This is a genomic window from Mesorhizobium sp. M0898 (assembly GCF_040319695.1).
GTDB lineage: Bacteria > Pseudomonadota > Alphaproteobacteria > Rhizobiales > Rhizobiaceae > Mesorhizobium.
In genome coordinates, this window is sequence record NZ_JAMYOE010000049.1 from 18,118 (window position 1) to 32,822 (window position 14,705).

The 14,705-nt window shown below is 55.1% G+C and carries 13 protein-coding genes; 4 read left to right on the forward strand and 9 right to left on the reverse strand.

What is annotated here, in order from left to right; genetic code table 11:
* Positions 1-19 precede the first annotated feature (19 nt).
* The 8 genes from NKH90_RS29790 to NKH90_RS29825 all read right to left on the reverse strand — a co-directional run bounded on the left by NKH90_RS29790 (position 20) and on the right by NKH90_RS29825 (position 9,686).
* On the reverse strand, positions 20-1,273 hold the full coding sequence (locus NKH90_RS29790) for an ABC transporter substrate-binding protein (protein ID WP_352822689.1): 1,254 nt from the start codon (positions 1,271-1,273) through the stop codon (positions 20-22).
* 329 nt (positions 1,274-1,602) lie between these two features.
* Positions 1,603-2,421, reverse strand: coding sequence for an SDR family NAD(P)-dependent oxidoreductase (locus NKH90_RS29795; protein WP_352707078.1), 819 nt, complete (start codon positions 2,419-2,421; stop codon positions 1,603-1,605).
* A 108-nt stretch (positions 2,422-2,529) separates the two neighbouring features.
* The gene (gene pdxR / locus NKH90_RS29800; protein WP_352822692.1) at positions 2,530-4,050 is read right to left on the reverse strand and encodes a MocR-like pyridoxine biosynthesis transcription factor PdxR; all 1,521 of its coding nucleotides are present in this window, start codon (positions 4,048-4,050) and stop codon (positions 2,530-2,532) included.
* A 183-nt stretch (positions 4,051-4,233) separates the two neighbouring features.
* Positions 4,234-5,457 carry a CaiB/BaiF CoA transferase family protein gene (locus NKH90_RS29805; RefSeq protein ID WP_352822695.1) on the reverse strand — a complete coding sequence of 408 codons (1,224 nt, stop codon included), beginning with the start codon at positions 5,455-5,457 and terminating at the stop codon, positions 4,234-4,236.
* Positions 5,454-6,599, reverse strand: a complete 1,146-nt coding sequence (locus tag NKH90_RS29810) for an acyl-CoA dehydrogenase family protein (protein ID WP_352707086.1) — start codon at positions 6,597-6,599, stop codon at positions 5,454-5,456. The genes NKH90_RS29805 and NKH90_RS29810 overlap by 4 nt, the downstream gene beginning before the upstream one ends.
* A gap of 7 nt (positions 6,600-6,606) precedes the next feature.
* Positions 6,607-7,452, reverse strand: a complete 846-nt coding sequence (locus NKH90_RS29815; protein ID WP_352707089.1) for a carbohydrate ABC transporter permease — start codon at positions 7,450-7,452, stop codon at positions 6,607-6,609.
* Positions 7,449-8,408 (reverse strand): carbohydrate ABC transporter permease, encoded by a 960-nt coding sequence (locus tag NKH90_RS29820; RefSeq protein WP_352707091.1) that lies wholly within the window; start codon positions 8,406-8,408, stop codon positions 7,449-7,451. Before NKH90_RS29820 ends, NKH90_RS29815 begins: the two co-directional genes overlap by 4 nt.
* Before the next feature lie 36 nt (positions 8,409-8,444).
* Positions 8,445-9,686, reverse strand: coding sequence for an ABC transporter substrate-binding protein (locus tag NKH90_RS29825; RefSeq protein WP_352707094.1), 1,242 nt, complete (start codon positions 9,684-9,686; stop codon positions 8,445-8,447).
* A 111-nt stretch (positions 9,687-9,797) separates the two neighbouring features.
* On the opposite strand from NKH90_RS29825, the gene NKH90_RS29830 reads away from it, so the two are divergent.
* From NKH90_RS29830 to NKH90_RS29840, 3 genes are all read left to right on the forward strand, one after another.
* Complete coding sequence (locus NKH90_RS29830; RefSeq protein ID WP_352707097.1) at positions 9,798-10,613, forward strand: IclR family transcriptional regulator; 816 nt, start codon at positions 9,798-9,800, stop codon at positions 10,611-10,613.
* A 73-nt stretch (positions 10,614-10,686) separates the two neighbouring features.
* Positions 10,687-11,439, forward strand: a complete 753-nt coding sequence (locus NKH90_RS29835) for a 3-deoxy-manno-octulosonate cytidylyltransferase (protein WP_352707099.1) — start codon at positions 10,687-10,689, stop codon at positions 11,437-11,439.
* Positions 11,436-12,254, forward strand: coding sequence for a 2-keto-4-pentenoate hydratase (locus NKH90_RS29840; RefSeq protein ID WP_352707101.1), 819 nt, complete (start codon positions 11,436-11,438; stop codon positions 12,252-12,254). Before NKH90_RS29835 ends, NKH90_RS29840 begins: the two co-directional genes overlap by 4 nt.
* On the opposite strand, the gene NKH90_RS29845 is transcribed toward NKH90_RS29840, so the two are convergent.
* Positions 12,217-13,296 (reverse strand): IS630 family transposase, encoded by a 1,080-nt coding sequence (locus tag NKH90_RS29845; protein WP_352822701.1) that lies wholly within the window; start codon positions 13,294-13,296, stop codon positions 12,217-12,219. The genes NKH90_RS29840 and NKH90_RS29845 overlap by 38 nt on opposite strands.
* Positions 13,297-13,449: 153 nt before the next feature.
* Here NKH90_RS29845 and NKH90_RS29850 point away from each other — a divergent pair, with 153 nt between their 5' ends.
* Entirely contained in the window at positions 13,450-14,526 is a 1,077-nt protein-coding gene (locus tag NKH90_RS29850) for an ABC transporter ATP-binding protein (protein ID WP_352707105.1), read from the forward strand.
* Positions 14,527-14,705 lie beyond the last annotated feature (179 nt).

Below are 14,705 nucleotides of genomic sequence, written 5' to 3' on the forward strand. Positions count from 1 at the left end.
ATTATATTTCTTTGCCCAGCTAGTTCTTCTTCTTGGACGCAACCAAAGCCAGGAGTTCCTTTTGCATCTTCGAGGCCGCATCCTCGGGTGAGACGCCAGAAAAGAGCATCGCTTCAACGTTTGTGCCAACAACCTTTTGCACTTCGGATGCGAAAGACTCCGCACCTTCGGGAGCGATTGACTTCGTATTCGGATCACGCGTCGCGTCGATGTAAGCTTGGAACCAAGGATACTTGGCGAGAGTTGCCGTGTAGTCCACATCGAGGCGTGCCGGTGGCTGACCAATGAGGTCTAGGATCTTCTGCTGCTCCTCAAGGGTTGCGATGAAGGCCACCATTTTACCTGCAGCATCCTTGTGCTTAGAATTTTTCGCGACCCCCACGAAAACATTCAGCGCTCTGGTCGCATGCCCAGGAAACGGCAAAGGCATAGCACGCAGTTGAGGTCCCAGATCAGGGCTTATCTGCGCGACAAGCTTACCTGCAAAAGAGGATGCGGGCTCCATAGCGATCTTACCATGATAAAACATCTGTGCAGCGCCGTTGATGTCCATCCCTTTTGGCGTCAAGTTTTCATCATAGATTTTTTTGTAAAACCGTAGCGCCTCGATGGTTTCAGGCTTGGTGGCAGTCGGCTGACCTTTTTCAAAAAAGTCTCCTCCGAATCCTCGGACATAGGCCATTACGCTGTTGTATTGCAGATTTGCCGCGCCAGGCTTTGCAAAGATATTGGTAGCAAACTGGTGCTTTTCCGGATGGTTCAGCTTCTTGAGCGCGTCGTAAAACTCGGCAATGTTCTTCGGCGGCTGCAGGCCCGCTTCCTCCAGAAGCTTTGAATGGTAGAGCAATACAACCGGATTGACGATGATGTTTACGCCATAGATCTTGCCGTCTTTGACCGCAAGACGAGCGCTGGGACCGAAGTCTTTAAGCGAAATGCCCGCCTTATCGAGATAGGGATTGAGCGGCTCGAGAAATCCATTCTCGATGTAAGTTCCCAGTTCCCCATCGAACATTGTGATGATATCGGCTGGGTTTCCTGAAGCAAGGTCGATGAGCTGCTTATCAAAAAATCCGCTATAAGGTACGGGGACGCGCTTGATCTGGATATCTGGATTAGCTTTCTCGAAATCGTCCGCAAAGGCTCCATAAAAGGGAACGTCTTCCGGATCCTGCCACATATAGCCGGGCCATGTGATCTCTTCAGCGTGAACGACCGTCGTCGCCCCCAAAGCCATTCCTAATACGATCCCCATTGTTGATATTATACGCATGCTTTCTCTCTCTCCCTAGATGAAGCGTTGCTCGGAGTGAACCGCGCCGGACTTGCCGGAGGCTCCACAGAGCGAGGATATCATCGGCATTAGCTTGCGCTCACTGAAGAGCCGCTTTGCAACGCTGAATGGAGCCACTTGCTCGTAATGCCGACATTGCTGAATTATGTAGCTTATTGCGGCTTAGGCGCATTTGTTTCAGGGCAGCTCAGTTCCGAGATGCGCGGAGCGCGCAAAGCCTGATACTAGCCCGTCCGATACGTCTAAACCACAAAGAGGTGCACGCACGCTTTCCTTTGACCAGCGAGCCGGAATCCGCTCTCAACTTCTCACCATAGTGTGTAACCACCGTCGGCCATGACGATCGCACCTGTCATCAGGCTCGATGCATCCGAGGCCAGAAACAGAACGATTGAGCCAATCTCATGTGGCTGGCCTTGCCTGTGCATCGGCGTGGAATTCATCCACGTGGAAAAGATCGCGTCATCATCTTTGCCCCATCTGCCCGGCTTGTCGATGTAGGTCGGAGCAACTGCATTGACACGCACGCCACGTTCGGCCCATTCAGCCGCCAAGCACTTGGTGAGATGATGAACACCAGCTTTTGCGACGTTGTAGTCCGTTTGAAACTGCGGCCGGTTGACGATTTCGCCAGAAATAGAACCTACGTTGATGATCGCACCTTTCTTCTTTGCGAGCATTTGCCTGCCAAATACGCGGCAGCATCTGAAGACGCTATTCAAGTTGAGATCAAGAGTTTGGGTCCAAGCTTCATCCTCTAGGTCTTCGGCCGGAAATCGCCCAAGCCCGGCGCCCGAGTTACAGACGAGGATGTCCGCGCCACCAAACTGATCAGCGACATGTTCCGCGGCGCTGACAACTTCGTTCACGTCGGTCACATCGAATTTGACGACACTTACCTCATATCCGAGACGCGCAAGTTCATCCCTTCCGCGATCGGCTGTGTCGCTGTCCGAGCGTCCAGTGATGACAACTTTTGCACCTGCCTCAGCGAGTGCTTGTGCACATGCAAAGCCAATATTTCGTCCGCCTCCCGTGACAACGGCGGTGCGCCCTGTCAGATCAAATTGCTTTCCATAAAAACCGCCTAGTGGCGGAGTTGAGCTGCGTCTATCGTCGGCGATCATGTTGCAATCCTTTAAAATTTGGATTGCTTAATGTACGCTTGACAAAAGTCCGAGACAGGGCCGCTTGGTGCGATTGCAGAAGGCCAATTCGGGTTAATATGTAAACATCTACGCAGAAGAGGAAATTCTCTCTGTAGAGAGGAAGAGCCGCGCGAGACGTGAGATGCCAAGGGTAATTTCGGTCTCGCTAAACCCGGCGAACGCAAGTAAGAGGCCACGTATGTCTTTGCGTTGGATACACATTGGACTAACCGGTTTGAGGGTGACGCCTGAACTCGCTGCTCGACGGCAAAATTCTACGTCGTCGATATGCTCATCTCGCAAATGCGCGAACAGCTGAGTGCCTTGGAGCGTTGGAACTATCTCTATGTGCTCGTTCAAATGCTGATGAAAGATCTCGATAACTTGATCGCGGGCTTGGCGATAAATTCGACGCATTCGCGAAAGGTGGCTAGAAAGATGACCCTCAGCTAGAAAGTCCGCCATAACTAATTGCTGGAACATTGGAGGTTGCCGGTCCGCTAGAAAACGGGCAGCAAGAATCGCGGGCATCAAACGTTTTGGCACAACAGCAAATCCCACGCGCAGCCCGGGCATAAGCATCTTCGAGAAAGTCCCGATGTAGATCACTCTCGATGCTTCATCTAGGCCCTGCAGAGAAGCTAGCGGCCGGCCTTCATAGCGGATCTCACTATCGAAGTCGTCCTCGATAACCCAAGCATTATTTTCGCGCGCCCATCTTAGAAGCTCTAGCCTGCGCTGTAGCGAAAGGGTGACGCCAAGAGGATACTGGTGGGATGGCGTCACGAAAGACAAACGAGCAGTCCTGCAGTTAGCTACGCCGAAACCGACGTCTATACCGTCACTATCGACTGGGACGGGAAAGATGCGACCTCCGACACTCTCGACCGCCGCACGCGTCGTGGAATAGCAAGGGTCTTCAAGCCAGACGTGATCACCCTTGTCGACCAAAACCCTGAGCGCCAGGTCGACTGCCTGTTGAGCGCCGCTTACTACGATGATGTTGTCCGCATCGCATCTTACCGCCCGCGCCGCTCGCAAATAGATTGCTATCTGTTCGCGCAGTTGGGGCAGCCCTTGAGGATGGGAGTAGGAAGCGTGGCTCTCGCCCAAGGTTAGCAGGTGACGTTGACCTAGCCTGCGCAGGCTCTGAAGGCTATTTGCATCGAGTGAGCAGACACCGGGGTTGAAAGGCTGACGCCCTCCGAGAGGAAGTGACGGCCACCAGCGCTCGGCAATTTTGCCTAACTCAGATAGATCATCTGGTGGAGTAGGGGTATGCTCTACACTGCGGCCTGTCGTTGGTTGCAACAAGTCCATGGATACGTCGGCTACGAAAGTTCCCGAGCCTGACCGCCCGTAGATGTACCCTTCCGCCGTCAGTTGCTCATAGGCTTGTGTAACCGAATTGCGGGAAACGTTGAGTTCATCTGCGAGAGCACGTGTGGACATGAGCCTGGACTCTGCCTTCAAACGACCGCCGATGATCGCCTCTCTTAGTCCCAAATATATCTGCCGGAAAATAGGAACATCCGAAGATCGATCGATCGTCAATCCGATAAGCTCGGCGAGAGATCCCCGCGGTGCGCGCTTTAACTCAATAGACATGGCAAAAGCGGCCCTCCATCTGACGGCCCATTTCGGCACTACTCTGGATCCAATTTACTCCTCGCCAGAAAACCTGCAACGGCTGAAGTCACGTGCTATATGTTGCCAGCTACAGAATCTTGAATCGGCTAGTTCTCCAATCATCAGACTATTTGAAACCGTGAGCTAGTAATCGACCCCGGATCACAGTCGTGCCGGGGTCGGTTGAAGCTTCCCTACAGCGCAACTTTGCGCTTCGCCGGAGGCAAGACCGAGTTCAGCCAGCACCTCCCTGGTGTGCTCGCCTAATGCCGCTGCTGGGCGACGCGAAACCAAGGGAGTCTTTTCCATTCTAAGAGGTTCTGCTACAATCTTATATTCGCCGCCATAGGGCGTCCTAACATCCTGGATGATGCCGGTTTCAACCACCGCTGGGTCTGCGAGCGCCTCAGCAAGGGTTCGAACGGGTGCGGTCCATGTCCCAGTGGGCTCGATAATCGCCATCGCTTCTGCCTTCGTCATAGGTGCAAGGCGCGCAGCAATTTTGCTCGCAATCTCATCCCTATTGAACCGGATCTTCTGTTCCGTAATATCCTCTTCGGTCAAATCATCGATCTTTAATGCAGCCACAAGGTTTTTGACCATAGGCACGCCACCGAACGTTGACAGCACAATCGCCCCGTCTTTCACCTGATATACACCATAAGGAGCCGACTGGTTGACATGCGCAATACCGGCACTGCTTCTAATCGGGTCAGGGTTTACGTTGAGGATGTAGGACGCTTCCTGTGACATCAAAAACATGGATGATGACATCATGTCGGCACGTATGGCCTGACCTTCGCCAGTCGCGTCACGGTGGCGCAAAGCGGCCAGAATACCCACCAGAACCTGCATCGCGGTGAAGCCGTCGATAATGTACGCACCCACGGGAATAGGCGGGCCGTCACCACGACCCGTCAGGGATGCTATCCCACTGAGCGCCTGAATCAAGAGATCCTGTCCAGGGCGGTCGCGCGCTGAGCCCTCCGGGTCGTATGCCGAGATTGAAGCATAAATAATGCGCGGGTTGATCTTCTTGACTGCTTCATACCCCAGACCGAGCTTCTCCATAACGCCAGGACGATAGTTTTCAATCAGCACATCGCTTGATGCGATTAGCGCTTTCGCAGCCGCCAGGCCATCCTCTGTTTTGAGGTTCAGGCAAACGTTGCGCTGATTTCGGTTGGTAACCACAAAATAGGGGCTGATGCCTTGCAGATGACCGTCGGGGTCGCGTAGTGCGTACCGGTTAACATCCTGCGCCGGACTCTCGACTTTGATCACATCGGCCCCTAGCGAACCCATATATTGAGCAGCGATGGGGCCGGCGGCAAAATGTGTAAAAGCAGCAACACGGATTCCTTCGAGCGAAGTCTTAGGCATCATGCAGCCTCCTTCTTAAGGTGACGTGCAATGATCATTCGTTGCACTTGGTTGGTTCCATCCCAGATCTGATGTATCTTCGCATCGCGGAAGAACCGCTCGATCGGATACTCCTTCGAGTAGCAATAACCGCCAAAAACCTGCATGGCATTTGTGACATTGCGCATGCACATATCGCCCGCGAAAGTTTTCGCGAGTGATGTCGCAAAGGTGAAAGGCTGGTCTGCATCCCTGAGAGCCGCGGCCTTGTGCATAAGAAGGCGAGCGGCTTCAATCTCAATTGCCATGTCCGCAATCATGAACTGCACGGATTGGAAGTCGAACACAGGTTGGCGGAACTGTTCACGTTCGAGCGAGTATTTCAGTGCCACATCCATGGCGGCCTGCGCGACGCCCACCGCCATCGCCGCGGCGCCAAGACGGCCGGCACCGTCAAGCCCATGCATTACCGCTCGGAAACCCTCGTCTCCTCCTAGTTGCTGGCTACTATGGATCCTGCAATTGTCGAAGAACACCGGCGCTGTGGCGAAGCCCCTGATCCCCATCAGATCGAGCTTGTCCCCGAACGAGAGGCCGGGGGTTCCCCGTTCGACAAGATAGGTGCGAACGCCTTTGGAACGTTGAGACTTATCGACCGTCGCCACCACAATGAAAAAGTCAGCAACGAGGGCGCCCGAGATCCACATCTTCTGACCATTGAGGATTACGTCATCACCATCGATTGTCGCAGCTGTGGAGAGTGAGGCGGCATCGGAACCGGCGTTCGGTTCCGTCAGGCAAAAGCTGCAGAGGGATTCGCCGCTCGCAAGGCGCGGGAGATACTTCTGCTTTTGCTCTTCAGTGCCCATAGCGACCAGGTAATGCACCATCGATTCTGTAAGGGTGACACCGTTTGCCACCGCCGAGGACGCCTTAGCGATCTCCTCGACGACCATGCACCAGGTCACGGTATCTGCATCGCTACCTCCGTATGCTGCCGGCGCTGTCATACCGAGCAAGCCGAGTTCACCCAGTCGTTTGTGAAGAGCGCGATCGAAGGTCGAGGTCTCGTCTATTTTGCGTGCTTTGGGTGCGATCTCCTCAGTGGCCAGCCGTCGTGCCATATCTCGGATTGCCTCTTGTTCCGGACTTAAAGTGACTAGCATGATGTGATCATCCCTTTACTGCGCCGGCACCTAAGCCGGCCATGAAGTGCTTTTGAATGAGGAGGAAAAGGATCACAGGCGGCAGAGTGAATATTGTCGCCGCAGCCAGGATTTGATCCCATGGTGTGACGTAGATCCCAATGAATGAAGCCAAGCCAACGGTGCCCACCCATTTGTCAGTTGCCGAAACCACCGTGCGCGCGAACATGAATTCATCCCAGCCATTGATGAAAGTGAAGACGGAAACCGCTACCAAGCCAGGGAGCGCGATTGGCAGAGTGATCCGGGTCATGATGAAAAACCAGGACGCGCCATCAACACGCGCAGCCTCTTCAATCTCTACTGGAATCGTGTCGAAGATTGACTTCATCATCCAGATCACGACGGGAAGCGAAAACGCAAAGTTGCCAATGATCAACCCGAATAGCGTATCCGTCAGGTTTAAGCCGATATAGATCGTGTAGATTGGAATGATCAGCACAAGGGGTGGCATCATCTGCGTCGTGAGAACCACAAGCGCCAGAGTCGATTTCCCGCGGTACCTGAATCGTGACAGCCCATACGCGCCAGAAACACCGGCGGCCAAAGCAAGCACTGTTGAACCAATGGAAACTATGAAAGAGTTCCAAAGCCACGTAGCAATGTCCGTATTGTTTATGACATCGCGATAGGCATGGAAATCGTAGGACTTCGGAAGGAATTTTGGTGGATAGCTGAATAGCGCCTCGCCCGAATCCAAGGAAGTTTTGAACATCCAGTAGAATGGAAACAGCACGGCAAGGAGAAGGACGGCTAGAGCCACGTAGAAAGCCGCTGACCAGAGGGACTGCTTTGCTCTATTGACGCTGATCATTGTGGGCGTCCTTTCCGATAAACGAGCGCAAGATAGGCGGCGGAAAATGTTAGCGATAGAAAAAGGACAATTGTCCCAATAGCGCTTGCCGTGCCGACGTGAAAGAACTTGAAAGCTTCCAAGTAGCTTCGTACCACGATGGTTTCTGTACACCCGGCAGGCCCACCCTCTGTCAGCAGGAAAATCGCCGTGAAGCTCCAGCCGAAGCTCCAGATCGTGACAAGCAACGTGAGCATGGTCGTTACACCGCGCAATGCGGGCAGGGTCACGAACCGGAAGGCCTGAATTGGACCGGCTCCGTCGATCTTCGCAGCCTCATAGTATTCCGACGGGATCGTCTGTAAGCCCGCCAAAAACATTACTGTGCCAAATGGGACGAGCTTCCAGACTGACAATGCTCCGACGCTATAGAAGGCGGTCGGGCACGCTGTCAGGAAGTTTATCTTGTCAGCGGAAAGGCCCGAGGCATGCACCAGGTAGTTCAGAACACCAAATTCATAGTCGTACATCCATCCCCAAACGATACCCGCTGCCACGTACGGCACCGCCCAAGGTAGAAAGAACAGGGCGCGAACCAAACCACGACCGGGAAATTTTCGATCAAGCATCAGTGCGATGGCTAGCGACAGGCCGCATACGAACACAACATTGCCCGCTGTCCAAAGCACCGACGTCTTCATCACCGCCGGTAACCAGTCACTGGCGAAGATGTCGCCATAATTCTGCCATCCGATAAAATGGGCCGCACTTCCGATGTTATTCGAATAGAAGCTAATAACGATCGCGTAAATCATCGGGTAGAAGAACACGACCGCCAGAGCGAGGAAGCTAGGCAACAAGAAAGCATAAGGCACTAACGCCTCGCGCCTTTGATAGCCGAACCAGGGGCGACCCTGGCCTACCTGCGGGGGTAGTGCAGCCGCTTGTAGGCTGCCTTGTTGTATCTTGCTTTCCATTTTGGACTTCCCCTGGAATTTTGTGTTCAAAAAAGCTCACTTCTTCGTCGCGATGAAATCCGTGAGCTTCTGTTGAAGATTGTTCGCCGTTTCTTCTGGCGAGGCACCGTTGAAAAGCATGTTTTCCAAACCTTCCGAAACGATTTTGATGATCTCCGGTCCATATTGCTCCACACCGTCCGGCGCATATGATTGAGCCGTGAGGGATGCGTTTTCGAAAGCCTTGAACCAAGGATTTTGATCGAAGAACGTGCCAGGCAACATGTTTACGCGACCCGGATAAGCCTTGCCGATCTGCGCAATTCTTAGTTGAAAGTCGCTTTTGAGCATGCGCATGAGCACAGCTGCAGCCGCGTCCTTGTTTTTGGCACCTTTGGGGATACCTAGAAAAACTGTAACTGATACCGTCTGACCCCCAGGGAACGGCAGGAGGATTGCACGCAGATCTTTATAGACGACCTTGTCGGCGCCCTCGACAACGCTGGCGATGAAGGAACCAGCCGCATACATTCCTACCTTGCCATGGGCGAACATGTCGCGATAGACGCCAGTCTCAACGCCGCGCGGTATGAGGTTTTCATCGAAAAGTTGCTTGTAGAACCGAAGCGCCGCGATCGTTTCAGGCGAGTTGGCGGTAGGCTGGCCATCCTTGAAGTAGCCACCACCGAAGCCCACAATCAACGGCGAAGTCTCGATGAAGTTCAGACTTGCGTTGCCTGGCTTCGAGGCCGTGGCAAATCCGAATTGCTGTGCTTGTGGTTTGCGCAGTTTTCTTGCCGCTTCCAGGAAAGTCGCGGCGTCATGCGGGGGTTGCACACCGGCATCACGGAATAGCTTTTCATTGTAGAAAAGCGCACGCGCATTCACGACGACGGGTACGGCATAAACATGACCATCCTTTCGACCAAGCGACGCCGTGGGCACGAAGCTGGAGCGATCAATGCTCGCCGCGCTTAAGTAGTCATCCAGCGGCTCAAGAAGGTCTTGCTCGATGTATTTTCGAACATCCGAGTCATAGAATGTGCCGATATCTGGGGGGTTCCCATTGCTGACATCGGCAAACTGCTTGTCCCAGAACGTCGAAACCGGGATGAGCACGCTATTGATGTGATCCTGAGGATTTTCCTGCTCGAACGTGCTTTTCAGCTCTTTGAGCGCCGGTGCGAGACCAGGATCATTCCAAAGGAAACTCGGCCATTGAATGTCTGCCGCGTGGCCCACGGATGACGCAAGCACGAGTGCCAAAGTGAGTGCTCCTCTTCGAAAAAACGCTTTCATACTGGACTTCCTCCTGAGTCATTTGTGGGTCGTTTCTCTGGGAACAAAATCGGTTGACCGACCTCGAAAAGCAGTCTACCTTGAATCCGATTCCTAATAGAACGGTATTCCATGATCATGAAGGTTGTCAACTCACTTATCGGAAATTGCTTCGCAATCGTGGAGCTGCTGGCTACAGAAGCAAAGAGCATGCGGCTTTCCGATCTCGCGGACCGGCTTCAACTACAGAGGAGTGGCGCACACCGCGTCCTGACGACGCTCGTTGCGCTAGGTTGGGTCGAACAGGACGACGCCACAGACTTTTATCGCCTGTCACTAAAGCTTCCGGCCATAGGCTATCGCTTCATGCAGGCAGCAACGCTTCCCGACGTTCTTCAGCCAGTTCTGGATAGACTCGCACGCGATAGTAGGGAGCTCATCCGTCTAGCTGCCCTTGCAAATGACAACCTGACGACGATTGCGCACGCACAGGGCGCTCAAGGCAGTCTAATTTGCCGCTCAAGAACATTCCCGATCCTACCTGTGCACGTTAGCGCCAGTGGAAAAGTCTGGTTGGCAACGCTATCACGTGAGGCGGCGATCAAACGCGCCCTGGAAGCCGGGCTCGGCAAGCCCGGCAGCTACGGGCCGCGGGAAATCAAAACAGTCGATGAGTTCATGGCTGAACTAGATCGCACCGCGACACGCGGGTTCGGTGTCGCGCTTGAGGAAGCAGAGGAGGCGGTCGGCGCAGTCGCATCTCCGATCGTTACAGTTTCGGGCCAATTTATCGGCGCGCTGGCCATTGTGGCGCCGGCCTTTCGCTTGAATGACAAGCGGTTAGAAGAGCTTGGTGGGCAGGCAAGGGCCAGCGCGGCGGAATTGGCGCTCGTGTGGCCCCTGCGCTCCGTCGCCGGTCCCGATACAAGCGAAGGCGATGGGGCATGAACAGTTTATGCTCCAAAAGAGCGCGCCACTCGTTTGTGGGCGCTAAGCTGCGCGAACGAATGAGTCAGCAAGCATGAAACCGATCGTGATTATCCCCGCGCGCATGAATTCCAGCCGGCTCCCCGGGAAGCCGCTTGCCGACATTCATGGTGAGCCCATGATCCGCCATGTTCTTCGCAGAGGCTTGGAGGCGGATCTGGGGCCTGTGCTAGTTGCGGCCAGCGACCGTGAGATCGCAAAGGCTTTAGCGGGGACGAGTGCCGATGTCATTCTAACCGACCCCAACCTTGCATCCGGATCGGATCGATCACACGCGGCCCTGTCAAGCTTTGACCCGGATCGAAATTATAATGTAATCGTCAATCTTCAGGGTGATATGCCCACGATCTCACCGCTGCTGCTACGTCAGGCGGTTTCTATCCTTGATGATCCCAAAATCGACATCGTCACACTGGCCACACCTATGTCTGACCAGGCAGGGGTGGAGCGGACCGCTGTAGTCAAGGTTGCGATGGAGCCCTCGACGGAAAATCATCTCATCGGTCGAGCCATTTACTTCAGTCGCTTGCCTATCCCTCACGGGGCGCAGACCCTCCTGCATCACATCGGGCTTTACGTCTATCGACGCGACGCACTCGATCGTTTTGTCGCGGCCCGGCCATCCCAACTCGAACGTTTCGAAAAGCTTGAGCAACTAAGAGCGCTTGCCTTGGGTCTGACCATCGGCGTTGCCGTTGTTGAAACCTTTCCCCTCGGTGTGGACACTCATGAAGACCTTGAAGAAGCGCGCCGCCGCTTAGATCCGCGTGAAGGAGAGATGTCGTGAGCAAAGGCCTTCATGCTGCCGCGCTGCGCCTGGTGGAGAAGCGGAAAAATACCTGTTGCGGCGAAGTGAGGCTCACCGGTATCGAGACGGTGTCGGAGGCTTACATGATACAAGAACAGACACGCCTGATCATGGATGCATCCCTAATAGGTTGGAAGGCCTCACTGCAAGCGGACGGCAAATTGTTGTCAGCGCCAGTGCTCCAATGCGACACATTCAACACGGGCAGCACAGTACCATTGCCTGGTCGAGCTGATCATGGCCTGGAATGTGAGCTCGCGTTTCTAATCGACACTTCTCTGCCGCCTCGGCCAAGCCACGGTTACACAAGGTCTGACGTTGCTCCACATGTCAGCGGTGTGATGCCCGCATTTGAGATGCTCTCCAGTCGGTTGGCCGACGCATTTCGATCTCCCCAAGCGCATCTTGTTGCTGATAACCTCGGCAATGGCGGAGTTGTACTAGGCGTTCCGTCGTATGCTTGGCACGACCGCAGTCTCGCGGCGATCGGCATTACCCTTAGCCTGGATGGTCAGGTCATCCTTTCAAAACATTGCACCCATCCTGCAGGAGATCCTTTCGATGTGTTGGTTGCCCTGGCAAATCATCTGTCCGAGCGAAAATTAGAGCTGAGAGCCGGACAGTTTGTCATCGCCGGATCTTACACGCCTGCGCAAAAGGTGCGACGGGGCTCCAAGATTGTGGCGTCATTTGACGGCTTTCAGTCAATCACACTGTCAATTGCCGCCGAAGATGAACTTTTGGCGAGTGCACCGGCTAGTGGATGGAATCTAACGCTTGGTGCCCGCGCTTGACGGCGGCGATGATCTTGTCGGGATCGGCGGTCCAGGTGAAGGGCTTTGGCTGCTGGTTGTGCTCGGCGAGGAAGCGGTTGACGGCGGCCTGGAGATCGACGACGGAGTGGAAGACGCCGCGTTTCAGGCGGCGCTTGGACAGCTTGGCGAAGAAGCCTTCTACCGCGTTGAGCCATGAGCATGATGTCGGAGTGAAGTGGAAGGTGAAGCGCTCGTGACGGTCGCGCCAGGCGCGCACCTTGGGGTGCTTGTGGGGAGCATAGTTGTCGAGGACCACGTGCACCGCCTTGTCTGCGGGAACCTCGGCGTTGATGGCATTGAGAAAGCGGATGAACTCCTGATGGCGATGGCGCTGCATGTTCCTGCCGATGACGGTGCCGTCGAGGACGTTGAGGGCGGCGAACAGGGTGGTGGTGCCGTTGCGCTTGTAGTCGTGCGTCATCGTACCGAGCCGCCCCTTCTTCATCGGCAGGCCGGGTTGGGTGCGGTCGAGCGCCTGGATCTGGCTCTTTTCGTCGACCGACAGCACGATGGCGTGGGCCGGCGGATCGAGGTAGAGGCCGACGACGTCGCGCAACTTGTCGACGAACTTCGGATCATTGGAGAGCTTGAACTGGCGCCACCGGTGGGGTGCGAGACCATGTGCCTTCCAGATGCGCCTGACGGCGCTGGCGCTGATTGCGGCGGCTTGCGCCATCATGTCGGCGGTCCAGTGGGTCGTCTCGCCCGGCGGATCGGCAAGCGTCAGTGCCACGACGCGCTCGCCGACATCGGGACCGAGCGGCGGAATGTGCGACGGTCGCGTCTTGTCGCGCAGCAGCCCGTCACAGCCTTCCGCGGCAAAGCGCTCCTGCCAGCGCCAGACGCAGGTCTTCGACTTGCCGGTGCGGCGCATGATCTCGACGGTGCCGACGCCGTCGGCGGACAAAAGCACGATCTCGGCGCGCCAGACATGCTTTTGCGGGGCGTTGCGATCCATGATCAGCGCCGTCAGACGGACGCGATCGGCCGACGAAACGGTGAACGATGTTCCTGTGCGCATGCGCCAGACTCGCACGCGCAGGCCAGAAAGGGAATCTCTGACTGGACTCTTATGTCAGGTGGGAACCACTAGGCAGGATCAGGGCTTCATCGAACCATCCTGCCCAGACTACCGCAGACAAAAGCAAACCAAATAGCTAAGGGAACACAAGACATGGCCAACCTGAAGATCGCAAATCTCCGCAAGACATACGGTAACCATCCCGTCATCCATGGCGTGGACATCGATATCGCCCACGGCGAATTTGTAATTCTTGTGGGACCGTCTGGATGCGGAAAGTCGACATTGCTTCGCATGATCGCGGGCCTCGAGACCATTACATCCGGCGATATCCGCATTGCCGAAAAAATCGTCAACGACATCTCCCCAAAAGAGCGTGATATCGCGATGGTGTTTCAGAACTATGCGCTGTATCCCAATATGACAGTCGCGCAGAACATGGGTTTCGCGCTCAGACTCCAAAAGGCTCCAAAAGCGGACGTTGACCAGCGTGTATCGAACGCGGCGAGCATCCTCGGACTTGAAAAGCTGCTCGACCGCTATCCGCGCCAGCTGTCCGGTGGCCAACGCCAGCGCGTGGCGATGGGAAGGGCAATCGTGCGGGATCCAAAAGTTTTTCTCTTTGATGAACCACTTTCTAACCTTGATGCGAAGCTTCGTGTCTCAATGCGTGCGGAAATCAAAGCCCTGCATCACCGCCTGGGCAGCACGATAGTCTACGTGACGCATGATCAGATCGAAGCCATGACAATGGCGGATAAAATCGTTGTCATGCATGACGGCATCGTCGAGCAGATTGGCACGCCATTGGATCTTTACGACAATCCAACCAATCTTTTCGTGGCCGGTTTCATCGGCTCACCGGCGATGAATTTCGTCAAGGGAACGATGTCAGCGACAGGTATGACGGATGAGAGCGGAACAATTTGGAGCGTTGGGGAAGGACACGCTGCGAGCGGCGGTCGATCCGTCACCCTTGGTATCCGGCCGGAGCATATTCGAATTGATCCGCAAGGGCAAAGGGCAAAAGTTTATGTCGTCGAATCGACCGGCTCAGAAACTCAAATCATTGTCGACGCGGGACAGAACAGACTCGCATGCCTTATCCGCGATCGGCTCGATGTGAGGGTGGGTGATGAGATCGGGATTGGATTCGATCCAGGGCTCGCACACCTCTTCGACGACGAAACCGGAGCGCGTATTGCCAGAGCCGGTCGTCTGGCAGCCTGACTTTCCGCCGGATTGCGCCAGGATTTCCAAGCTGGCTCCCGCCTGTTGGGCAGGAGGTCGAGGTCCATTACCGTTGGCATCCGTATTTCGGACGTCGGCTTCGCTGCGAGAACAGCGAAGAGCGCGCCAACGGCCGGATCATTCATCTCGTCGTCGCGCCCGGGCATGTCATTACCGCT

Excerpts from the sequence above, each read along its gene's own strand:
- NKH90_RS29790 (WP_352822689.1), bottom strand. The coding sequence starts at position 1,273 with ATGCGTATAATATCAACAATGGGGATCGTATTAGGAATGGCTTTGGGG.
- NKH90_RS29795 (WP_352707078.1), bottom strand. The coding sequence starts at position 2,421 with ATGATCGCCGACGATAGACGCAGCTCAACTCCGCCACTAGGCGGTTTT.
- pdxR (WP_352822692.1), bottom strand. The coding sequence starts at position 4,050 with ATGTCTATTGAGTTAAAGCGCGCACCGCGGGGATCTCTCGCCGAGCTT.
- NKH90_RS29805 (WP_352822695.1), bottom strand. The coding sequence starts at position 5,457 with ATGATGCCTAAGACTTCGCTCGAAGGAATCCGTGTTGCTGCTTTTACA.
- NKH90_RS29810 (WP_352707086.1), bottom strand. The coding sequence starts at position 6,599 with ATGCTAGTCACTTTAAGTCCGGAACAAGAGGCAATCCGAGATATGGCA.
- NKH90_RS29815 (WP_352707089.1), bottom strand. The coding sequence starts at position 7,452 with ATGATCAGCGTCAATAGAGCAAAGCAGTCCCTCTGGTCAGCGGCTTTC.
- NKH90_RS29820 (WP_352707091.1), bottom strand. The coding sequence starts at position 8,408 with ATGGAAAGCAAGATACAACAAGGCAGCCTACAAGCGGCTGCACTACCC.
- NKH90_RS29825 (WP_352707094.1), bottom strand. The coding sequence starts at position 9,686 with ATGAAAGCGTTTTTTCGAAGAGGAGCACTCACTTTGGCACTCGTGCTT.
- NKH90_RS29830 (WP_352707097.1), top strand. The coding sequence starts at position 9,798 with ATGATCATGAAGGTTGTCAACTCACTTATCGGAAATTGCTTCGCAATC.
- NKH90_RS29835 (WP_352707099.1), top strand. The coding sequence starts at position 10,687 with ATGAAACCGATCGTGATTATCCCCGCGCGCATGAATTCCAGCCGGCTC.
- NKH90_RS29845 (WP_352822701.1), bottom strand. The coding sequence starts at position 13,296 with ATGCGCACAGGAACATCGTTCACCGTTTCGTCGGCCGATCGCGTCCGT.
- NKH90_RS29850 (WP_352707105.1), top strand. The coding sequence starts at position 13,450 with ATGGCCAACCTGAAGATCGCAAATCTCCGCAAGACATACGGTAACCAT.